Origin of the sequence: Paenibacillus sp. RC21, assembly GCF_044907935.1 — a bacterium.
In the GTDB taxonomy this organism is placed as follows: domain Bacteria; phylum Bacillota; class Bacilli; order Paenibacillales; family Paenibacillaceae; genus Paenibacillus; species Paenibacillus terrae_A.
This window is the reverse complement of the sequence record NZ_JBIYCS010000001.1, coordinates 699,837-726,081: the sequence shown is the minus strand read 5'-3', so window position 1 is coordinate 726,081 and position 26,245 is coordinate 699,837. Positions and strand designations below refer to the sequence as shown.

Below are 26,245 nucleotides of genomic sequence, written 5' to 3'. Positions count from 1 at the left end.
GTCCGCCAATCTCAAAGAAGTTTTCCTTCACGCCGACCTGCGCCAAGCCCAGCACATCCTGCCAAATTTGCGCCAGCTTCACTTCCACCCACGTCCGCGGTGCAACATAATCCGCTTCGTTTTGCAGGCTGCCTTCCGGTGCTGGCAGTGCCTTGCGGTCGATTTTGCCGTTCGGACTCAGTGGCATCTGCTCCAGTTGTACAAAGTACGATGGCACCATATAGCTTGGCAGCCCCCGGCCCAGCTCACTTCTCAGCTCGCTGGCTCCGAGCTCTTGACCCGCGACGTAGTACGCTACCATTTGTTTTTGGCCTGTTTCGTCCGCACGAGCCATGACTACGGCTTCGCGTACCGACTCCACCTTCAACAACTGCGATTCGACCTCACCCAGCTCGATCCGGTACCCCCGGATTTTCACCTGATGGTCGATCCGGCCCAAGTACTCGATGTTGCCGTCCGGCATCCATCTCGCCAAATCGCCCGTGCGGTACATCCGCTCATAGCCTGCTTCGCCATCCGCAAACGGATCGGCAACGAATTTCTCTGCCGTCAGCTCTGGACGGTTCAGATAGCCGCGTGCTACGCCTACACCGCCGATGCACAGTTCCCCTGCAACCCCGATCGGCTGCAATTGCTCCGTGCCTTCCTTCACGATGTACAGACGGATGTTCTGAATCGGTTTTCCGATTGGAATGACGGTATATTCCTCCGTCGGCTCGCAATCAAAGTACGATACGTCCACCGTCGCTTCGGTTGGGCCATACAGGTTGATCAGCTTCGCTCCAGCGATACCTGACACGAGTCGTTGGAACCGCGCCACATGCTGCGGCGGCAACGCTTCCCCGCTGGCAAATACATGGCGTAGTGTTCCCAGCTTCGCTTGCATCACTTCCTGCGGCTGCTGCTCCACATACTCCAGGAATGCATGCAGCATCGCAGGCACAAAGTGCATCGTGCTTACGCTATCGCGGGCAATCGTGTCTACGATGTCCTCCGGATTCTTTTCCCCGCCAACCGACAGCAGACTCACCTTCGAGCCAACCATCGACCACCAGAACAGCTCCCACACCGACACGTCGAATGTGAAGGCAGTCTTTTGCAGGATCGTATCCTCTGCACTCAAGCCGTAACGGTCATGCATCCACAAAATCCGGTTCAGCACGGAATGGTGCTCAACCATAACGCCCTTCGGTTTTCCAGTCGAGCCGGAGGTGTAGATGACATAGGCTACATGACGCGGACCAGCCAGTGGCTCCAGATTCGAGCCGTCTTCGTGGTACATGTCCTTGCCACCCTGCACCGGACGATCCAGCACCAGCACCTTGCCGTCGAAGCTCAGCGACGCTTGCTCGGCCAAATGCGATTGCGTCAATACCAGCTTCGCTCCCGAGTCTTCCAGCATAAAGCGAATACGGTCCGCCGGATATTCCGGATCAATCGGCACGTAGGCTCCACCTGCCTTGAGGATCGCATAGATGCCTACGATCATTTCCAGCGAGCGCTGTACTAAAATGCCTACCGGCTGATCCGGTTCAACGCCTTCCGCACGCAGGGTGCGTGCGAGACGGTTGGCCCGCTCGTTCAGTTCACCGTAGGTCAACGTCTCTGCTCCAAACAGCACCGCCACCTGATCCGGTGTTCGTGCCGCCTGTTCCTCGAACAGCGCACTTAACGTCTGACCCTGCGGATAAGCTGCCGCCGTAGCTCCCCAAACCTGAACAATCTGCGCTTGTTCTTCCGGTGTTACCAATTCCAGCTCATTCACACGGATATGCGGATTGTTCACGATTTGCTCAATCACATGCAATACATGTCCTTGCATACGCTCCACGGTAGCCCGATCGTACACATTAGCGTTATATCTGAACATGATGCTGAAGACTTCATCAGGCATCACAATCAAGTCCAGATCATAATTCGTTTGCTCGACAACCTCTACATTCGTAATTTCAAAAGCGGACGGACGAACTTCGCCAAGCTGCTCCACCTGCTGCTCTACCGGATAGTTTTCAAACACCATAATGTGGTTAATCAGATTTTGCTTCTGCTCCGTCAGCGCCTGAATCTCATACAGCGGGAAACTGTCGTATACTCCTGAGGCCAGTGCCTGCTCCTGCGTTTTCCGCATAACCTCCACAAAAGTGGCATTCCGTTCACTTTGAATCCGAACTGGTATCGTATTAATGAACAAACCGATCATATTCTCTACACCAGCAATATCTGTCGGGCGTCCAGATACGACACTACCGAAAATAACATCCTCATTGTTGTTATATTTCTGCAAAATAAGGCCCCACACGCTTTGCATCAGCGTATTAATCGTCACCTGCTGCTGCTTCGCAATCCGGTACATGGCTTCGCTCCACGTTTGATCCAGCTCCACCGTTATTTTTTCAGAAATATATTCGCTGGTTTCACTAGCTGTAGTGGATAGAGCATTTTCCCTGCTGTCCACGGCTTGATCTTTTGATGAAGCATCCGAGCCAGGTAGCAAAGTCTGCTGTTCAAAGCCCGCCAAATAGCTGCTCCAATAATCTTTTGCCGCACGTTCATCCTGACGCTCCAGCCATTCGATATATTGGCCATATGGGGTGATATTAGCAAGCTTCGGCTGCTTCTGCTCCACCAGCGCAAAGTACGTACCGAACACTTCACCTGTAACTAGCGACAAGCACCAGCCGTCCATGACAATGTGATGGAAGCTCCACACCAAATGATACGTTTCTTCATTTGTCTGCAACACCTGTACGCGCATGAGCGCATCGGTACCGAGATTAAAGCCCCGGGCCTGGTCCTCCTGCTTGAACGCATGGATATACGCCTTTTGCTCCGCTTCCTGCATTCCACGTAAATCCTTGAAGGAAAGGTCGCTATCTTTGTGACGGAACACGATCTGTAATGGCTCCTCACTGTGCCCTGTCTCAAACATATGGAAATTCGTCCGCAGCGCCTCATGACGCTGTGTCAGTAGATCAAGACTCTTCCGGAAAACAGCAACATCAAAGCTGCCTTTTTGATCAAACGACGCTTGCTGGAAGTATGCGCCTGATTCCGGCTCCATCAAGCTATGGAAAAGCATCCCCTTCTGCATAGGCGAGAGAGCATAAACATTTTCCAGTTCACCCACAGCAGCCATTTGCTCCGTCAATTGTTCCAGCTGCTCCAACGTCAAGCCCTTGAACAATACATCGCTTGGTGTTAGCTCACTCCGCTCTTTGGAGGCACAATGAACGATCACTTCCTGCAAGCTCTCCTGCAGCAATTGTGCAAATTTTTCCACGTTATGTTGATGATATACCTTGCTGTCATAGCGAATTTCCAACGTGAGCACGCCTGCTGTAATCATCCCGTTCACATTCAGTGGATGCTCCAGAGCGGTATTGTCACTCATCGGCTCTCCACCTGTATGTGAAGACAGAGTGATATCACCATTTTCCAAATCCTGATCAAATTGCCCCAAATAGTTAAAGCTAATTTCAGGCTGCAAGGTCAAGGAAGGATTGGCAGCATGCTGAGACATATATTTCAAAATACCGTAGCTAATGCCCTTATGTGGCACATGACGCAGATCTTCCTTCACCCGTTTGATTCGCTGACCAACTTCTGCCTTACCGTCAACATCGAGCAGCAGCGGATATTGGCTCGTAAACCAGCCCACTGTACGTGTGATGTCGATATCTGGAATAATGGCTTCCCGGCCATGTCCTTCCAGGTTGACCAGCACACGCTCCTGACCGCTCCAGTTGTATAACGCTGTACCCAGTGCGGTTAACAGCAGATCATTGACCTCTGTGTTATACGCACGGTGTGCTTCCTGAAGCAGTAGTCGTGTTTCCTGCTCGCTCCAAGCCACGGTCACCGTCTCACTGTCTCTTATCAGAGAATGCTGTCCTTCCGTGCTCTCTTGATCCTTAGGCAACGATGCGAATTCCATTTGGGCGAGATGCTGCCAATATTCGCGTTCGTTTTCGATGGCCGGACTATTCGCATATTGAGACAAGCGCTCTGCCCAAGCGGAGAAAGAGTCCGTTTTATATGGCAGACGAATCGCTTCTCCCCGAACCGCCTGCTCATATCCGGTGGCAAAATCCTCAAACACAATCCGCCATGAAATGCCGTCTACGACCAAATGGTGGATCGCAATCAGTAAATGATCTCCGTCCGTGCAATGGAACAGCCCCAGCTTGACCAGTGGTCCCTCGTCCAGACGAATGGAACTTTGAATAGCATTCGCTTTCTCTTCAATGGCCTTCACCACGTCCGCAGCGTCTTCGTTGCCCGTCAAATCAACAACGTCCAGACTATAGAACTTGCCTTCGTTCAAGCCACGATTCCTCGCTTCATAGCCCTGTTCGGTCTGACGGAAGACCATGCGCAGCGCATCATGATGCTCGGTCACCTTGGTCACCGTTTGATGCAATGCGGCTTCATCGAAGCCTTGCTCTCTATACAGCATCACCGACTGATTGAAATAATGCGGCTCTGCTAAAAATTGTCCAAAGAACCATTGCTGAATCGGGGTCAGCTTGACCGCTCCCGAAACCGCACGCTGATCGGCTGTACGGCTGACCTTGTGGACATGACCACTCAGCAGCGATACGGAAGGATATTGGAACAGATCCTTCATTTCCAGCTTGTAGCCAGCTTGCAGCAAACGGGAGGATACCTGGATCGCTTTGATCGAATCTCCACCCAGATCAAAGAAATTATCCAAAATCCCGACTCTCTTTGCCCCTAATACGGCCTGCCAAATGGAAACCAAAGTCTGCTCCAGCGCTGTACGCGGCTCTATATAATCCGCTCCGCTTTGCAGGCTGCCTTCCGGTGCCGGCAGTGCCTTGCGGTCGATCTTACCGTTCGGTGTCAATGGCATCTGCTCCAGCTGGATGAAATACGAAGGCACCATGTAATTTGGAAGCTCCTCGCCCAGTAAGCTGCGCAGCTCTCCTGCGTTCACGTCCCGTTCGGCAACATAGTACGCCACCAGTTGGTTTTGCCCCTGCTCGTCCGCCTGGGCCAGTACGATGACCTCTTGCACATCTTCCACTTTCAGAATTTGTGCCTCGACCTCGCCCAGTTCAATCCGGTAGCCCCGGATTTTGACCTGATGGTCGATCCGGCCCAAATATTCGATGTTGCCATCCGGCATCCATCTCGCCAAGTCACCCGTGCGATACATCCGTTCATAGCCTGCTTCGCCAGCCGCAAATGGATTCGGTACAAATTTCTCAGCCGTCAGCTCTGGACGATCCAGATAACCACGGGCCAGACCCGGACCGGACACGCACAGCTCACCCGCTACGCCTACCGGAGCCAAATGTCCATGCACATCCACCATGTATACCCGGTGATTCGGCACAGGGCGTCCGATGGAAATCAGTTGGCCTGCTCTCTCATCCTCGGATACCGGCCAGATCGACGTCGCTACCGAGTTTTCGGTTGGACCGTAGCCGTTGTAGTACGCCACCTGGTCCTTCCACTTGTATACCAGCTCTGTTGATGATGCTGAACCAGCAGTGAACAGAATACGCAGGTTTGGCATCCGTTCCGGCTCCAGATACACCGCATAGGTCGGCGGTAAGGCTGCCACGGTAATTTGATGATCCGCCATATATTGCTCAAACCGCTCATAGTTCAAAATCGTCTCTGACGTTGGCACATACAACGTAGCTCCGCAGAACAGCGCCTGGAAGATTTCCCAGCAGGCCGCATCAAACGAATAGCTGGCGAACAACAACGCATGATCCGACGTGCTGATCCGAAGTGTCTGATCAAAATACGTTTTCAGATTGCACAGCCCGTGATGCTCCAGCATAACGCCCTTCGGCTGCCCCGTCGTACCCGACGTATAAATCACATACGCCAGATCGTTTGGACCGGACAACGGCTCCAGATTGGAACCATCCTCGTGATACACCGTTTGATCTCCATCCAGCACCAGCACGTTGCCGTCAAAAGCTGCTTTGTCCACCAGATGGCTTTGCGTCAACAACAGCTCTGCCCCTGAGTCATCCAGCATGTAGCGGATACGCTCCTCTGGATACGTCGGATCAATTGGCACATATGCGCCCCCGGCTTTCAAAATCCCGAAGATGCCCACAATCATGTCTACCGAACGCTCAGTCATCAGACCCACTAGACGATCCTTCGTCACGCCTTGACTGCGCAAGGTACGAGCCAGACGATTCGCGCGTTCATTCAGCTCGCGATAGGTCAACTGCTCTCCTTCAAAGAACAACGCTGCCTGCTCCGGTGTCTGTGCTGTTTGTGTCTCGAACAAGCCATGGATCGTCTGCTCGCTTGGATACTCGGCGGCAGTATCTCCCCATACGCCCAGAATTTGCTCGTACTCCAGCTCGCTTAACATATCCAGCTCTTGCACCCGAATGTCTGGCTTCGCTGTCACTTGCTCCAGCAGCTGCACCAGATGACCTCGAATTTGTTCTACACTTTCACGTTCAAATGCCAGTGCATTATAACCAAAGCTCATGTGAATAGTGTTCCCCGGCAGCACCACCAGGTTAAAGTCATAGTTGGTCTGCTCGACAGACTCAACGCCTGTGATGCTGAAGCTGGACCCATCACCGTTACCTAATTGCTCAATTTGTTCGTCTACCGGATAGTTCTCAAAAATAAGAATATGATTAATCAAATCCTGCTTAAGCTCCGACAACCCCTGAATTTCATACAACGGGTACGTATCATAGGCATGGGAAGCAATCGATTGCTCCTGGGTTTGCTTCATCACGTCTGAGAATAAGCTATCCACATGACTGCTGATGCGTACAGGAATCGTATTGATAAACAAACCAATGATGTGCTCCACATTTGGAATTTCTGCCGGACGTCCAGATACCACGCTGCCAAACACCACATCATCTGTGCCATTATATTTTTGCAGCAAAATACCCCAAACGGTCTGCATCAACGTATTGATGGTTACCTGATAACGATTGGCTATTCGCTGAATGCTTGCCGTTAGATCTGCGCCCAAGTCAAAATCCAGACGCTTCGCCTGATATCCCGTTTTACCCTGGATTTTAGCCTGTGGCAAGCGGGACTGTTCCTCATACCCTTCCAGAACCTTGCTCCAGTAACCTGATGCGGCCTGACGATCCTGCTGCTCCAGCCATTCGATATATTGACTGTACGGCGTTACAGGTGCCAGCTCAGGCTGCTTATGGGCCAGTATCGCAAAATAGCTCGCAAATACTTCATTTGTCACCAGCGACAGGCACCAGCCGTCCATCACGATATGATGGAAACTCCATACAAAACGGTACGAATCCTCACCTGTGCGCAAAACAGCGACACGCATCAAAGCATCTTGCGCCAGATCAAAGCCCCTCTGCTTGTCTTTACGCGTAAATTCAAGGATGTACTCGTTTTGCTTCTCTTCCTCCACATCGCGCAGGTCCTCTACATATAGTTCACTGCGCTTATTGCGGTACACGACCTGAAGCGGTTCATCCTTCCAGCCACTGTAGAAGTTCGTGCGCAATGCCGTATGCCGCTGTACCAATACATCCAGGCTTGCCGCAAAAGCAGCGATATTAAAATGTCCTTGCAGATCAAAGGATGCCTGCTCAAAATAAGCTCCCGATTGCGAATCCATAAGATTGTAAAAGAGCATACCCTTCTGCATAGGCGTCAGTGCGTATACATTTTCCAGCACACCTGTACGTGAAGCCTGTTCCGCAATTTGTTCCAGCTCTCCAGTCGTCAGACCTTTGAAGGACACATCACTCGGAGTCAACTCCGGCTGTTCCTGAGCGACGCAATGCGTAATCACCTCTTGCAAAGCGGCTTGCACCAGTCCCGCCACATGCTCCAGCGTTTCTTTGCGATACTGCTTACGACTGTAAGCGATCGTCAATCGCAACATGCCTTCCGAGATCATCGCGTTCAAATCCAGCGTGTACAGTAACGGTGAATGTGTATCATCTGTCTCACCTGCACCGTGGGACGACAACGTGATTCCGCTGTTTTGCAGATCCTGATCGACCTGACCCAAATAGTTAAAGCTGATTTCCGGTTCTGCTGCAATTGCACGCGCTTCATCCGATGCGGACGCATGGGACAAGTAGCGCCACGTTCCATACGTCAGCCCTTTATGCGGAATCCGGCGCAGGCCTTCCTTCGTGTCTTTAATCCGCTCTGCCAGCGTCAGATTTGCACCCGTGTCCAGCAGCACCGGATACAAGCTCGTAAACCAGCCTACCGTACGTGTAATATCCACCTCTGGCAGGATCGCTTCCCGACCATGTCCCTCCAGATTCACCAGCACATGTCCTGCGCCTGTCCAGTTATGCATCGCCAATCCTAACGCGGTCAGCAGCAAATCATTGACCTCGGTGTTGTAGGCGCGATGTGCCTGCTTCAACAGCTGCTGGGTTTCAGCTTCGGTCCACTCCACCGTCAGCACTTCGCTGTCTGCATTCAAGGAGCCCTCATAGGCAAAATCCTTAGGCAGCGGCGCAGCATCAGCTTTGGCCTGCTCCAACTGCTGCCAGTAGACTTCATCCGATGCAGCTTCAGGACGGTTGGCGTAAGACGACAACTCCCGTGCCCATGTTTGGAAGGAATCCGTTTTATATGGCAAACGTACAGACTCACCCTTCAGCGCTTGCTCGTAGCCTGTAGAGAAATCTTCAAACAGAATCCGCCACGACACCCCGTCCATCACCAAATGGTGAATGGCTATGAGCAAATGATCGCCCTCTACTGTGCGGAACAATCCCAGTTGCACGAGAGGTCCTTCGGACAGATAAATGCTGCTTTGAATTTCAGTTGCCTTCGCTTCCAGCGCTTCCGCATAGGTTGCCTGTTCACGGTAATCCACCGTTTCCAGCGTATACAATGCGCCTTCATCTACACCGCGTGTCCAAGCCGTGTAACCGGATGAAACCTGACGGAAAACCGTACGCAACGCATCATGGTGCTTCACGATATGATCCATTGCCCGGCGAACCGCCGTCTCATCAAAGCCCTCGGCGCTATAGAGCATGACCGCCTGATTAAAGTACTGCGGACGCTCGCGCTCCTGTGCAAAGAACCAGTGCTGGATCGGAAGCAAAGCGGTTTCCCCACTCACTTCTCCTTGATCTGCAATACGGCTCACCTCTTGCATATGCGGTGCCAGTGTTGCGACTGTTGGATACTGGAACAAATACTTCATGTCCAGCTTGTAGCCTGCCTGGAACGAACGGGATGCGATTTGAATTGCCTTGATTGAATCGCCGCCCAGATCAAAGAAATTGTCCAAAATACCGACAGTTTGCACGCCCAGTACTGACTGCCAGACTGCCACGAGTGCCCGTTCCGGTGCGGTGCGCGGCTCTTCATAATCCGCCCCGCTTTGCAGACTACCTTCCGGTGCTGGCAGTGCCTTGCGGTCGATTTTGCCGTTCGGACTCAGCGGCATCTGCTCCAGCTGTACAAAGTACGATGGCACCATATAGCTTGGCAGCTCCCGGCCCAGCTCACTTCTCAGCTCGCTGGCTCCGAGCTCTTGCCCGGCAACGTAGTACGCCACCATTTGTTTTTGGCCTGTTTCATCTGCACGGGCCATGACGACCGCTTCGCGTACCGATTCCACCTTCAGCAGCTGCGATTCGACCTCGCCCAGCTCGATCCGGTACCCCCGGATTTTCACCTGATGGTCAATCCGGCCCAAATATTCGATGTTGCCGTCCGGCATCCATCTCGCCAAATCGCCCGTACGGTACATCCGCTCATAGCCTGCTTCGCCCACGGCAAACGGATCCTTCACAAATTTCTCTGCCGTCAGCTCCGGACGGTTCAGATAGCCTCGTGCTACGCCTACACCGCCGATGCACAGCTCCCCTGCAACCCCAATCGGCTGCAATTGCTCCGTGCCTTCCTTCACGATGTACAGACGGATGTTCTGAATCGGTTTTCCGATTGGAATAACGGCATATTCCTCCGTCGGCTCGCAATCAAAGTACGATACGTCCACCGTCGCTTCGGTTGGGCCATACAGGTTGATCAGCTTCGCTCCAGCGATTCCTGACACGAGCCGTTGGAACCGCGCCACATGTTGTGGCGGCAACGCTTCTCCGCTGGCAAATACATGGCGCAGCGTTCCCAGCTTCGCTTGCATTACTTCCTGCGGCTGCTGCTCCACATACTCCAGGAATGCATGCAGCATCGCAGGCACAAAGTGCATCGTGCTTACGCTATCACGGGCAATCGTGTCTACGATGTCCTCCGGATTCTTTTCCCCGCCAACCGACAACAGACTCACCTTCGAGCCGACCATCGACCACCAGAACAGTTCCCACACCGACACGTCGAACGTAAAGGCTGTTTTTTGCAGGATCGTACCCTCCGCACTCAAGCCGTAACGGTCATGCATCCACAAAATCCGGTTCAGCACGGAATGGTGTTCAACCATAACGCCCTTCGGTTTTCCAGTCGAGCCGGAGGTGTAGATGACATAGGCTACATGGTGCGGACCAGCTAGCGGCTCCAGATTCGAGCCGTCTTCGTGGTACATGTCCTTGCCACCCAGCACCGGACGATCCAGCACCAGCACCTTGCCGTCGAAGCTCAGCGACGCTTGCGCGGCCAAATGCGATTGCGTCAGCACCAGCTTCGCTCCCGAGTCCTCCAGCATAAAGCGAATGCGGTCCGCCGGATATTCCGGGTCAATTGGTACATATGCGCCGCCTGCCTTGAGGATCGCATAGATGCCCACGATCATTTCCAGCGAGCGGTGTACCAGAATGCCCACCGGCTGATCCGGTTCAACGCCTTCCGCACGTAGGGTGCGTGCGAGACGATTGGCTCGTTCGTTCAGTTCACCGTAGGTCAACGTCTCTGCTCCAAACAGCACCGCCACCTGATCCGGTGTTCGTGCCGCCTGTTCCTCGAACAGCGCACTTAACGTCTGACCCTGCGGATAAGCTGCCGCCGTAGCTCCCCAAACCTGAACAATCTGCGCTTGTTCTTCCGGTGTTACCAATTCCAGCTCATTCACACGGATATGCGGATTGTTCACGATTTGCCCGATGACATGGTCGATATGACCTTGGATACGCTCCATAGCAAACCGGTTATACACAAGAGCATTGTATTCAAACAGGATGGAGATATCCTCGTCAGGCACGACAATCAGGTTAAAATCGTAGTTGGTTTGCTCTGCAAGTGCCACATTGGCAATAGAGAAGCCAGTCTGATCGCCTGTCTCGCTGGAACTGCCCACCTGCTTCATTTGCTGCCCGATCGGATAGTTTTCAAAGATCATAATATGATTAATCAGGTCTTGCTTTTGTTCAGTCAGCGCCTGCATGTCATACAACGGGAAGGTGTCATACGCACTGGAGGCCAAAGCCTGCTCCTGTGTCCGTTGCAATATTTCAGCAAACGTAGCATTCTGCTCACTGCTAATGCGAACCGGAATCGTATTGATGAACAGACCGATCATGTCCTCCACACCCGGAATGTCTGCCGGACGTCCAGATACAACACTACCAAACACGACATCCTGATTATTATTGTATTTTTGTAAAATAACGCCCCAAACGCTTTGCAGCAATGTATTAATCGTTACCTGCTGCTGCTTGGCAATGCGGTTTAACTCCGCGCTCCGTTCTTTACCTAGTACAAATGACAGCTTTTCCGAAACATAACCGGAATTTGAAGCCGTACCGCTTCCTTCTTTATCTTCAACCCGTGCCATTAGGGAAACCTGTGCATGCTCGCCAGGCAGCAAGGTCTGCTGCTCGAAGCCAGCCAAATAGTCGCTCCAATAGCGGGTCGCTTCCTGCGTATCCTGCCGTTCCAGCCATTCAATATACTCACTATACGGCTTGACAGGTGCGAGCTCTGGCTGTTTGTGCTTCAGCAGGGCAAAATATGCACCAAACACTTCGTCCGTCACCAGTGACAGGCACCAGCCGTCCATCACCATATGATGGAAGCTCCATACAAAGCGGTATGAGCTATCCCCCGTGCGGAAGACAGTTACGCGCATAAGCGCGTCCTTGCCTAAATCAAAGTTTTGCTCTTTATCCAGGGCCACAAATTCAGCTACAGCGTCTTCACGACCTCTGACATCCTCATAGCGGAAGCCCGGATTTTTATAACGATAGACGACCTGTAACGGTTGACCATACCAGCCGCTGTAGAAATTCGTCCGGAATATAGCATGTCGGCTAACCAGCAGCTTCAGGCTTTCCTCGAATACGGTCGGCTCAAAATGGCCCTCAAGATCAAAGGTCGCCTGTTCAAAATACACTCCTGATTCTGCGTTCATCAGACTATGGAACAGCATACCCTTCTGCATCGGCGTTAACGGATACACATTCTCCAATTCCCCAACCGTCTGTGTCTGCTCAACAATCGTGTCTAATTGCTCCAGCGTCAGACCCTTTAACAGTACATCGCTTGGAGTCAATTCTGACCGCTCCCGTATGACACAATGCTCGATCATTTCAAGCAAGTTGGCTTTCAGCAGGTCAGCCAGCATTTGGATGGTGTCCTTGCGGAAGGCCTTGCCGTTATACCGAATATCCAGCTCCAGTATGCCGTTCGTGACGATCCCGCCCACATCGAGCGCGTATTTCATCTTCGTCTGGTCACTAACAGCCAAACCAATTGGGTAAAGAGACATCCGAATATCGCTGTTTTGCAAATCCTGATCAAACTGTCCGAGATAGTTAAAGCTCACTTGCGGCTCGGCGTAGCCTCCATCTGTTTGACCCGTAGGCAAAGCGTCTTCTTGATGACCATTTGCCTGGCCAGCTTCACTCAGATGTCTCCAAATACCATAGCCAATTCCTTTATTCGGAATCTGACGCAGGCTCTCTTTGACCTGTTTGATGCGTCCCGACAAATCATGATCACGACCGATGTCCAGCAATACCGGATATTGACTCGTAAACCAGCCTACAGTACGTGAAATGTCCGTATCCGGCAAAATGTCCTCACGTCCGTGCCCCTCCAAATTGATCAGGCTGCGTTCATGACCCGTCCATGTGTACAGCATCATGCCCAATGCAGCCAGAAGCAGATCGTTCACTTCCGTGTTATATGCGCGGTGCGCCTGCTTCAATAGCCGTTCTGTCTCTTCTTCCGTAAGCTTGATGACCACTGTATCCGTGTCAGCCAAGGTAAATTGACCAGCCTGCGCTTGATCCTCAGGCAACCGTGCTTGATCCACCAAAGCGGATGTATTCAATTGCTCCCAGTAGGCGCGTTCACTTTCCATTGCCGGGCTATTCGCATAAGTGGACAGTCGTTCAGACCAGGAATGGAAGGAATCCGTTTTGTCTGGCAATTGAAGCACTTCTTGATGGACGGCTTGTTCATAGGCTGTAGCCAAATCCTCAAACAAAATGCGCCACGATACCCCGTCCACCACCAAATGGTGAATCGCCATCAGCAAATGATCCCCATCTGCACAGTGGAACAAACCAGCTTTAAACAGCAGCCCTTCATGCAGTTGAATACTGCTTTGAATTTCACTGGCTTTCGCCTCAATCGCTGCGCTGAGCACGGCTTCATCCGTCAAATCCCTAAAGTCCAGCACGTCCAGGTGGTACAGCTCGCCTTCCTGCAATCCGCGGTTCCATGCTTCATAGCCTTGCTCTGTCTTGCTGAACACCATCCGTAGTGCATCGTGGTGCTCCGCCAGCTTGATGAGCGCCTGACGCAGAGCGGATTCGTCAAAGCCCTGCTCCCGGTGCAGCATAACCGCCTGATTAAAGTGATGCGCGTCCACCTGCTCCTGTTCCGCAAACCAGTATTGAATCGGCGTCAGCACCACTTTCCCTGTGACTTCGCCTTGCTCGGCCGTTCTCTTGCCCGCTAAACGCAGATGCGGAGCCAGCTCCTTCACGCTTGGATATCTGAACAAGTCCTTCATGTTCAGCTTATAGCCTGCCTGGAACGCACGGGATACGATTTGAATCGCCTTGATCGAATCGCCGCCCAGATCAAAGAAATTGTCCAAAATACCGACGGTTTGCACGCCCAGGACGGACTGCCAGACTGCTACAAGTACCCGTTCCGGCGCGGTGCGCGGCTCTACATAATCCGCTCCGCTTTGCAGGCTGCCTTCTGGTGCCGGCAGTGCCTTGCGGTCGATTTTACCGTTCGGTGTCAGTGGCATCTGCTCCAACTGAATGAAGTATGAAGGCACCATATAGCTTGGCAGCTCCCGCCCCAGTTCACTTCTCAGCTCGCTGGATTCGAGTTCTTGCTCCGCAATATAGTATGCCACCAGTTGGTATTGGCCTGTTTCGTCCGCACGAGCCATGACTATGGCTTCTCGTACCGACTCCACCTTCAGCAATTGCGATTCGACCTCGCCCAGCTCAATCCGGTACCCCCGGATTTTCACCTGATGGTCAATCCGGCCCAAGTATTCGATGTTGCCGTCCGGCATCCATCTCGCCAAATCGCCCGTGCGGTACATCCGATCATAGCCTGCTTTCCCGTCTGTAAACGGATTAATCACAAATTTCTCGGCCGTCAGTTCTTCACGATTCCAATACCCACGCGCCAAGCCTTCTCCTGCAATACATAACTCGCCCGGCACACCGATTGGCTGCAATCCATCATTCGCATTCAGGATATACATTTCCGTATTCGCGATAGGACGTCCAATATTAATTTGATTGGCATGAGTCAGTTCCTGTACTGTCGACCACACCGTCGTTTCTGTAGGACCGTACATGTTATAAATGCGAAGACCGTTTATTTCTTGCAGTGCTGCCAGCAGCTTGGACGGAAGTGCTTCACCCCCGACCATTATTTCCTTCACACTTTGCAGCGCATGGGAGCCTGCTTCATGACCCAGCAGCATTTGCACCCGGGATGGTGTCATTTGCAACATATCAACATGATGATGAACGATCAACTCACCCAGCGCCTGAGGATCAACCTGATGCTGGCTGTCGCCAAGCACCACCGTCATTCCACCCAACAGTGGCAGGATGGTTTCCAATACGAAAATATCGAATGAAATTGTCGTGAGTGACAAAATGGTTTTGCCTGCTTCAAAGTCGATTATTTCGCGCATCCCTGTAATAAAGTTGAGTACCGAGCCATGCTGGAGCATAACTCCTTTCGGATTTCCAGTCGATCCAGAGGTATAAATGACGTAAGCCAAATGCTCTGGGCGGGCAATCGTCTCCAGATTGCCGCTCTCTCCCTGATACAATTCTGTATCCTCAAGGAAGATTGTATTGGCGTTGCAATGGTGCTCTTCCACTAGATCACGACTGGTCAGAAGCACTGTGGCCTTACTGTCTTCCAGCATGTATTCAATACGAGATGACGGAAATTCGGGATCAATCGGCACATAAGCACCGCCTGCTTTTAGAACAGCAAGGAGCCCTGCGATCATTTCCACTGAGCGCTCCACCATCAGGCCAACCAGCTTGTCGGGTCCTACTCCCTGCGCTTGAAGCATTCGTGCCAAGGAGTTGGCCCGTTCATTCAGCTCCCGATAAGTCAGACTCTGATTTTCAAACACCAATGCCACTTGATCCGGCGTACGCTCCACCTGCTCCTCAAACAGCTCATGGATTGTCTGATTGTGTGGATATACCGCAGCGGTGTCATTAAACGCTTCTGTAATCTGTTGTTTTTCCACCGCTGTGACTAATTCCAGCTCTTCAACGCGAACGTTCGGATGGAGTGAAATTTGCTCCAGCAGACGGACAAAATGTCCATGCAGACGCTCAATGCCTATTTGATCAAAGCAGAGTGCGTTATACATAAAACGAATCTTCATACCTTCTCCCGGCATAACGGCTACGTTCAGATCATAGTTGGTTTCCTCTGTAGTCACTACGTTCGAAATCGTAAATTTATCGTGACCACCACTTCCCAACTGCTCTACCTGCTGCTCTACCGGATAATTTTCAAATATCATAATATGGTTGATCAAATCCTGCTTCTGTCCGGTCAGCGCCTGAATCTCATACAACGGAAATGCGTCGTAGCTATTAGAGGCCAGCGCCTGCCGCTGTGTTCGTTTCATCAGTTCGACAAAGGCCTCACCCTTTTCAGACAGAATGCGCACTGGAATCGTATTTATGAACAACCCAATCATGCGCTCCACACCCATGATATCGGCTGGACGACCGGATACAACACTACCGAATACAACATCCGGACTGTTGTTGTATTTTTGCAGCAGCACGCCCCATACCGTCTGAATCAATGTATTGATGGTCACCTGATTTTGCTTCGCCACCCGTTTGATCTGAGCGACCAGTTCCGGCTGGAATTCGCATTCCAGTTCTCCGCCGACATATTCCCCGGCTTGTGCGGATTTAGGCTGTGTTTTTTGCTGCGGAAGCATAATTTGCTGCTCATAGTCTGCCAGATACCCGCTCCAGTATTGCAGGGCCGCTTCACGATCCTGACGCTCCAGCCATTCAATAAAACGACTGAATGGCGTGACCTGCTCAAGCACCGGCTCCTGACCCGCACGAAATGCCTGATAGCTGCCAAATACCTCCTGTATCATAAAGGACAAGCACCAGCCATCCATCAAAATGTGATGGAAGCTCCAAACAAAGTGGTACGTTTCATCCCCCGTTTGCAAAATGGAAATACGATTGAGTGCATCCTCTGCCAGACGGAATCCTTTGGCTTTATCTGCAAGCACAAAAGCCTCAACCCGAGCTTCACGCTCCTCTTTTTCCAGTCCGCGCAAGTCTTCGTAGTACAATGCTCCGCTGCGGTTGCGGAAGACAACCTGTACAGGCTCATCCTTCCATAAATTGATAAAGTTCGTCCGTAGGGCCTCATGACGTTGTACAAGCAGATCCAGGCTTTTGCCGAAGGTGACCACATCAAAACGTCCGTTCAGCTCAAAGGTGGCCTGCTCAAAATAAGCCGCCGAATCCTCGTCCATCATGCTGAAGAAGAGCATCCCCTTTTGCATTGGCGTTAAGGCATACACATTTTCCAGTTCACCCATATCTCGCGTATCTTCCACCAGTTGCTCCAGCTCGTCCAGCATTACGTTATCTAGCAGGACATCACTTGGTGTCAATACCGTTCTTTCCTGGGCGACGCAATGGCTGATCACCTCACGCAAGCCCGAAGCCAGCAGCTCTCCAAGCCGGGCAATCGTCTCATGACGGAATTGCGTTGTGCCGTAGCGAATAGTAAAGATCAGCTCGCCGTCCTCGATCACTCCATTGATATCGAGCGCAAAATCCATAGCCGCGTTTGTGCTGACAGGCACACCCATAGAATAAGAGGAAGGCTCCAGATCGTTGCCTTTATAATCCTGATCAAACTGGCCCAGATAGTTAAAGTTGATTTCTGGGGTCAACTGGAGCTGTACGCCTGCTCGCGCGAAAGCCTCCGTATTTGACAGGTATCGCAAAATACCATAGCCAATGCCTTTTTGCGGAATATGGTGCAGCCCTTCCTTCACCTGTTTGATCAAACGGGCGATATTTCCACCTTGTCCCATGCTTCCATCCAGTACAACCGGGAATTGGCTCGTAAACCAGCCAACCGTGCGCGTAATATCCACATCAGATAAAATGGATTCCCGTCCATGACCCTCCAGGTTGACCAGCACGCGTTCAGAACCGGACCAGTCATATACGGCTTTACCGAGTGCAGCCAGCAACAGGTCATTCATTTCCGTGCTATACGCGCGGTGAGCCTGCTTGAGCAACAAATCGGTTTCCCGCTTCGTCCAGCGGACGGTGACAACCTCACTGTCTCCAAGCAAGGCATGATCGTTGTCATAATCCTTTGGCAACGGCTTCGCCAGACTTGCTTCTGCTTGTTCAATATGCTGCCAGTAAGCAAGCTCCCGCTCCATCGTCGCACTGTTCGCATAGGCTGACTGGTGCTCGGCCCATGTCTGGAACGAATCTGTTTTAAGCGGCAATCGAATAGCTTTGCCCGTTTTACCTGCAACAGCCTGCTCATAAGCGGCTGCCAAATCCTCCAGCAGAATGCGCCACGATACACCGTCCACAACCAAATGGTGAATGACGATTAACAAATGATCGCCCTGAGCGCATTGGAACAAACCAAGCTTCACAAGCGGTCCCTCGCTCAAATGAATGCCAGCTTGAATTTCATTCGCCTTGGCTTCCACAGCTGTGGATTCGTCTTCAATCCCACTGAAATCTACAATTTCCAGTGTATATAGCTCGCCTTCCTCCACACTGCGGTTCCAGGCTACGTAACCATGCTCCGTCTCGCGGAATACAGTACGCAATGCGTCATGATGCTGGACCATGCGTTCCATTGTATGGCGCAGCGCATCTACGTCAAAGCGCCCAGCTCGATACAGCATCATCGCCTGGTTGCTGTGGTGCAGGTCAACCGGCTGCTGCTCAAAGAACCACCGTTGAATTGGTGTCAACTCTACCTCACCGACTACCTCTTCCTGACTGGCGATTTTGCCATCTGTGCGAAGCAAAGGACTAAGGGACGCTACCGTCGGATTGCTGAACAGGTCTTTCATGTCCAGTCGATAGCCTGCTTGCAGCAATCGGGACGATACCTGCAAGGCCTTGATCGAATCGCCGCCCAGCTCGAAGAAGTTATCCTGCGTGCCTACCGTTTCCACGCCCAGTACCCCGGCCCATACCGAAGCCAATACTTGCTCTACCGTTGTACGCGGTGCCACATAGGCTGCACCTGTATGGATGCTGCCTTCCGGCTCTGGCAAGGCCTTGCGGTCGATTTTGCCGTTGCTCGTCAGCGGTATCGTCTCCAGACGCATCAAGCGTGCTGGCACCATGTGCGCTGGCAGCCCTGCTTCCAGCTGGGCCTGTACCTCCTCGATCCGCAGCTCCGCTTCTCCTGTGATATAGCCGCACAAATACTTGTGCCCACGCTCGTCTGTCCGGTCGATCACGACCGCTTGACGCACACCCGGCACCCGCTGGATCGCCGTTTCGATCTCGCCCAGCTCGATCCGGTAGCCCCGGATTTTGACTTGATAGTCCATCCGGCCGATAAAGTCCACATTCCCGTCCGGCATCCACCGCGCCAGGTCTCCGGTGCGATACAATCGTTCACCCGGCACGTACGGATTCGCCACGAATTTCTCGGCCGTCAGGTCGGCACGGTTCAGGTATCCACGTGCTACCCCGGCCCCGCCAATGCATAGCTCGCCCAGTACGCCGACAGGCACCGGATTCAGCTGACTGTCCACGATATAAAAGCGGGCGTTCAGCCACGCCTGACCAATCGGCACACTGCCGCTGCTCGGCAGCTTCGATAGCTCTTCGTCATAGAAGCTGGAGTCAATCGCCGCTTCCGTTACGCCGTAGCTGTTAATAATCCGAGTATCTGCGCCAAATCGTTCTTGCAGCACCCGGTAATCCGTCACGCTGCAGCTATCCGAGCTGGTGATTAGCAGTTCCAGACTGCTCATGTCCAGTCCCTGTTCATACACATGCTGCATGAACGGTACGATCAGGGCTGGTGTCGATTCGAACACCGTAACCTGATAATTGCGAATCCAGCTATACAGACGGCTTGGATCAATCCGGTCATCTTTCGGGCAAATGACCATTGTTCCGCCGTTATAGAGCGCCCGTGCGATATCCCCGACGAATACGTCGAAGGAGAAGCTCGCCAATTGCAGCAGCCGTACCGGGAACTGGTTCAGACGGTAATCCCGGCGATACGCCGCAGCCGTATTCACCAAGCTGCGATGCTCGATCATGACTCCCTTCGGACGTCCCGTTGTACCGGAGGTGTAGATCACATACGCCAGGTCCTGCGGCTCGTTGATATGCTCGATATCCGCGATATCCCCGGTGTACAGCGACTCATCGTCCAACGCCAGTACGGTCTGCAAACGCAGTCCTGTTGCTGGTTCGGACGTTGCTTTGTTTTCATCCAGCCATACCTGCGCACGCTCCTGCAAGCCTGTTTGGGTCAACAGTACCGTAGCACCGCTGTCCTCCAGCATGAAACGAATACGTTCTGACGGATAGTCTGCATCCAGTGGCACATATGCGCCTCCAGCCTTCCACACCGCCAGTACGCCGACCAGCATGTCTACCGAGCGTTCGCTCAAGATGCCGACAATCGACTCGCGTCCAATGCCTTCATTTCGCAGTCTGCGAGCCAGCTGGTTCGCACGCTCGTTCAGCTCGCGGTACGTAAGCTGATTCTCCTCGTACACAACCGCCACGTGATCCGGCACAAACTGCGCCTGTTCTTCCACATAGGCGTGGAACAACCATTCGACTTCCTTCGCATCACTCCACGCATACACGCCAACTGAACCAAAACCGTCGATGATCTTCGCTTTTTCCTCAGCAGTCACCAGCTGAAGCTCATCTACCAGCGCATTCGGTCTGTTAATCGCTTCCTCTACGATATGCAGCAAATGCTCGCGGATTTGCTCCATAGCTGCGCGTTCAAACACCAGCGCGTTGTATTCCAAATGAACACCGATTTCATCACCCGGCACAATGGTAATGTTGAAATCATAGTTCGTTTGCTCCGACACGGAAGCATTCGCAATGGTAAAGCCGTTCGTTTCATGGCTACCCATTTGCTCCATGCTCTGTTCCACCGGATAGTTTTCAAACACCATAATATGGTTTACCAAATCCTGCTTCTGCTCTGTCAGGGCCTGAATTTCATACAACGGATAGGTTTCATAGGCACGGGAAGCAAGCGCCTGCTCCTGTGTCTGCTTCATCAGCCCAGCGAACGTAACATCTTCCCCGCTGTGAATCCGTACAGGAACCGTATTAATGAACAAACCGATCATTTTATCGATGCCCGGAATATCCGCTGATCTACCGGATACAACACTACCAAATACAACATCCCGACTATTGTTATATCGTTGCAGCACAACACCCCATGCCGCTTGCAGCAGCGTATTGACCGTCACCTGCTGCTGCTTGACCAGCTTGTTCATCCGCTCCGTCACTTCACGGCTCAGTGTAAACGAAAGCTTGTCAGCCTCATATCCCTTGGCGCGACCGTCCAGCTGCTTCGCTTGCGGCAACACCGTCTGTTGTTCAAAGCCGGCAAAATAGTCACTCCAGAACCGTTCTGCTTCCGCGTTGTCCTGCCGTTCCAGCCATTCAATATATTCGCTATATGGCGTTACCGGGGCAAGCTCTGGCTTTCGGTTTTCGAGCAATGCAAAATACGTATTGAAGGCTTCCCCGACAACCAGGAACAAGCACCAGCCGTCCATCAAAATATGGTGGAAGCTCCACACAAAGCGGTAAGACTCCTCGCCCGTACGTAATATAGAAACTCTCATCAGCTCGCCTGAGCTGAAATGAAACCCTTCCGCTTTGTCTCGCTCAGCAAAATCAGCAATGTACGCGTCCAGTTCTCCTTGCTCCATCGAACGCACGTCTTCAAAACGGAATCCGGCAGCTTTATGACGATACACCACCTGTAAAGGCTGCTCATTCCAGCCGCTATAAAAATTCGTTCTGAAAATTTGATGGCGATTCACCAGCAGATTCAGGCTTTCGGAAAAAGCATCCACTTGAAAGCTGCCCTGCAGATCAAATGTTGCCTGCTCAAAATACGCCCCGGATTGCGGCTCCATCAAGCCGTGGAACAGGATTCCCTTTTGCATCGGCGTTAGCGAATAAACATTTTCCAGCTCTCCCGCAGCAGCGGTTTGCTCTACAATGTGCTCCAGTTCTCCAGCCGTTAGTCCTTGGAAGGACAGATCGCTTGGTGTCAGCTCTGGCAGCTCTTTGTCCACGCAATGAGCTAATACCTGGCGCAAGCATTCCTGAAGCAAATCAGCTAGCCTTTTGATTGATTTTTTCATGAACGTTTTGCTGCTGTAGCTGATCGTCAGCTCCAGCGCACCATCCGTGATCATGCAGTTGATATCAAGGGAATACCGCTTGGTCAACGTGTCACTAATGGAAGCCCCGAGGGAATAAGGAGACATACGGAATGCATTATTTTTCAAATCCTGATCGAATTGTCCGAGATAGTTAAAGCTAATTTCCGGCTCAACAACAAAAGCTGATTCCCCTTCTTCAGTAGCAGAAAGATATCTCAAAATACCGTATCCAATTCCTTTATGCGGCAAACGGCGCAGCCCTTCCTTGACGTCCTTGACACGTCGTCCCACATTCCGATCCTCGCCCATATCCAGAATAACTGGGAATTGGCTGGTAAACCAACCGACCGTACGTGTAATATCCACGTCTGGCAATATAGCTTCCCGTCCGTGACCCTCCAGATTCACAAGCACCTGACTGATGCCTGCCCACTCGTGAACCGCGGTTCCCAGAGCCGTCAGCAATAGATCATTCGCTTCCGTATTATAGGCACGATGTGCCTGCTTCAAAAATTGCTCTGTTTCTTCGACTGTCCACGCTACCGTGAGTGTGCGGTCATCACGGAGATGAGGCTTGGCCTCGGATTTGCGAGTGTAATCCCTGGGCAAAGCTGCTTGAGTAGCCCCAGCTTGCTCCAGCTCTTGCCAGTACGCACGTTCCTTCTGCAATGCTGTGCTGTTCGCATAAGCTGACAGCTGATCAGCCCACAAGCGGAAGGAATCCGTCTTATTTGGCAAACGGACAGACTCGCCCTGTAAAGCCTGCTCATATCCAGTTGCCAAATCCTCCAGCAAAATACGCCAAGACACACCATCCACCACAAAATGGTGGATCGCCACTAGCAAATGATCTCCATCAGGGCAACGGAACAGACCCAGCTTTACCAGAGGGCCTTCATCCAGGCGGATGCTGCCTTGAATTTCGCTGGCTTTTGCTTCCAGCTCATGTGCAAAATCAGGTTCGTTCGTAAAATCAACCACTTCGAGGATGAAGAGCTCACCTTCTTGTACGCCACGGTTCCATGCTTCGTACTCGCCATCTGCATTCTGGCGGAATACGATACGCAGGGCATCATGATGCTCAACCATGCGTTGCAGTGCCTGACGAAGCGCCGTTTCGTCCATACGATCCTCACGGTGCAGCATCAACGCCTGATTATAGTGTTCTGGCTTGGCTGGCTGCTGCTCAATAAACCAATGCTGAATCGGCGTCAACGCTACCGCACCCGTGACTTCCCCTTGGTCTGAGACGCGGCTCACCTGCTGCACCCGTCCATTCAGCTCAGCAATGGTCGGATATTGGAACAGTTCTCTCATTTCCAGTTTATAGCCGTTTTGCAGTAATCTTGAAGACACCTGAATGGCCTTGATCGAGTCGCCTCCCAGATGGAAAAAGTTATCCAGTACACCGATATGCTCGATGCCTAGTACAGATTGCCATACCGATACCAACGTCCGTTCCACATCGGTTCGCGCTGCTACATAATCCTCGCCAGAATCCACACTTCCCTCCGGCTGTGGCAACGCCCGGCGATCCACCTTGCCGTTGGGTGTCAGTGGCAATTGCTCCAGCTGCACAAAATACGACGGCACCATGTAGCCCGGCAGTTCCTGGCTCAAAGCGCTGCGCAACTCACTTGCCGTTACATCCTCATGGGTCACCACATAAGCGCAGAGCTGCTTTTGCCCCTGCTCATCCTCACGTGCAATCACCACCGCTTCTCGCACCGCTTCCAGCTTCAACAGCTGTGCTTCCACCTCGCCCAGCTCGATCCGATAGCCCCGGACTTTCACCTGGGCGTCGATCCGCCCCTTGTATTCCAGCGTCCCGTCCGCATTCCAGCGCACCAGGTCGCCTGTGCGATAGCAGCGTTCTCCGCTGCGGTATGGGCTGTGGATGAACTTTTCTGCCGTCAGGTCCGGGCGATTCCGGTATCCACGTGCCACCCCATCGCCGCCGACGATCAGCTCTCCCCATGCCCCGACAGGCTGGAGCCGCATCGAACGGTCTACGACATACGCCGTGGAGTTGTGAATCGGACGACCAATCGGTACGGATTCTGATTGCACGCTGGTAATGGCATGCGTCGTGGAGAAGGTTGTATTTTCCGTCGGGCCATAGCCGTTTACAATCCGCAGGGAAGGATGAGCCTCCAGCACCCGGTTAATATGCGGGACGGACAGCACATCACCGCCGACCAGCAGCTCCCGTACCCCCTCAAACAGTTCCAGGTCCTGCTGGGACAGCTGGTTAAAGAGCGGCGCTGTCAGCCACATCGTGGTAATGCCATGGCTGCGAACAGCTTCCTTGAGCTTCGGCGCGTCCAAAATGACATCCTGACTCACCAGCACCAGCTGTCCACCATTCAATAGCGCACCCCAAATTTCGAAGGTGGACGCGTCGAAGACAACAGCCCCGGTCTGCAAAATGCGCGTATCAGTATCCAGTTGCGCATAGTTTGTATTTTTCACCAGACGTACGACATTGCGGTGCTCTACCATAACCCCTTTGGGTTGCCCAGTAGTTCCCGAAGTGTACATCAAATAGGCGAGTCGATCCCCGAATTTACCCGTTTGTGAAATCTCATTTTTCAGATTTGTATAATGGGTATAATTCGCATGATTAACCTCGTTTTGCTCCGATTGTACAGTATTTAAGCCTTGGTCAGCCTCTGCTCCGTATACAGTAGCATCGCTCAGATCCAGCACAATCCCGCTGTAGTCTTCTGGCTGCTGCTCCGCATGCTGCACCAGCAGCAGCTTCGCACCTGAATCCTCCAGCAGGTAGCGTACACGCTCTGCCGGATAATCCGGGTCAATTGGCACATATGCGCCGCCCGCCTTAAGGATTGCCAGCATGCCGACGATCATATCTGTGGAACGCTCAGCGACGATGCCTACCGTTCGCTCAACAGTAACACCGTAACCGCGCAGCGTGTGAGCCAGTCGGTTGGCCTGTTCATTCAGCTGCCCATAGGTTAGACGACGGTTTCCAAACACAACGGCAGTCTGATCCTGCATATGCTCTGCCTGTTGCTCGAACAGTTCATGAATCCCTGCATCATGTGGATATGGCACTGCTGTAGCATTGAATACATCCACAATTTGCGTCCGCTCCTCGTCACTAATCAGTGACAGCTCCTGTATACACTTCTGCGGACCCTTCACCATATGCTCAGCCACACTCAGGAATTGTCGGATAATTCGGGCAATCTCCTGTTCGCTGAACAGATCGGTACGATAATCCAAATGCATTATAAACTTATCGTCATCCAGCATTTCTACCATATGAATATCAAAGTCATTCACCGTATCTCCACAGAAATCGGTATCCACCTGCTGAACGGCTTCATCAAAACGGGAAAAGCTCAGCGTACGATACTGAATTGAAACACCAAAGAGGCGCTGAATATCCAGACTGCTTTGCTGTTCACGCAAATCCTGAATAATTTTGTTGTACGGGTAACGCTGATGCCGCAAAATGGACGACTGCTCCTTGCCCACACCTTGCAGGAAGGTCAGCAGCTCGGATTCCGGCTCAACCAGCAGACGCGTAGCCACGGTGCTGACGAACATGCCAACTGTATCCTTCTCCTTCTTCGACGTACGGTTAGCGTACAGGGTACCTACGGTTAAATCCTGTTCCCCTGTCACTTTATGTAAATAAATATACAGGGCGGCCAGGAAGAACGTAAAAATACTGATTTTATGCTCCTCGCAAAAAACCGTGACACCACGATACAATTCAGGCTCCAGTGTATAGCTCTCCCGGCGTGCAGCTGTGCTCAGCGTTAGCGGATTGTATGATTTCAAACCTGTCGTCTCTGGCAAATCGGCAAACTTTTCCGTCCAATATGCCTTGTCCTTCTGGTAACGGTCAGATTGCTCATAGCTTTGCTCCACCTGAATGAAATCCAGATATGGATTCGCTTTGGTCGGTGTAGCCTGACCTGTACCATGGACAATATCCATGTAATGCGTCGTAATTTCATTAATAGCCTGATTCATGGATACACCATCTGAAATAATATGGTGCATTGTGAAATTGTACCAGGTTTCTTCTGCCCCCAGCTGCAAAATTACCAATTGGTAGAGCTGTGAATCCAGCAATAAAAAGGGCTGGGAATTAAGACGGTTTACCAGTTGCTCGGCTTCCTCCAGGCTAACCTGGAGCGTTTCTATGCTTTGTTCAGCAAATGGCTCTACATATTGATACGGAATACCATCCTGAGCAGTGATTTTAATGCGAAAGGAATCATTTTGTGCAATCACCTGATTCATCGCCTGCTGCAATGCATCTATGCGAACAGTTCCCTTGATTTTAACAGTTGTAATAAGCGTGGACGTGTTGCGATTGGGATACAAAAGCTCCGTATACCAAATACGTTGCTGTGGCTGGCTTAATGCAAACAATTGAATATCGTGCTGAGTCAT

1 protein-coding gene (running past one end of the window) is annotated in these 26,245 nt (G+C 52.1%); it reads right to left on the bottom strand.

Going from position 1 to position 26,245, the window contains the following annotated elements; genetic code table 11:
* Nucleotides 1-26,245: the 5' portion of a non-ribosomal peptide synthase/polyketide synthase gene (locus tag ABIA61_RS03295; protein WP_404580280.1), read on the bottom strand. Its footprint begins 15,860 nt before the window's first position; the window shows 26,245 of its 42,105 coding nt (coding positions 1-26,245); it begins with the start codon at nt 26,243-26,245; its stop codon lies beyond the left edge, outside the window.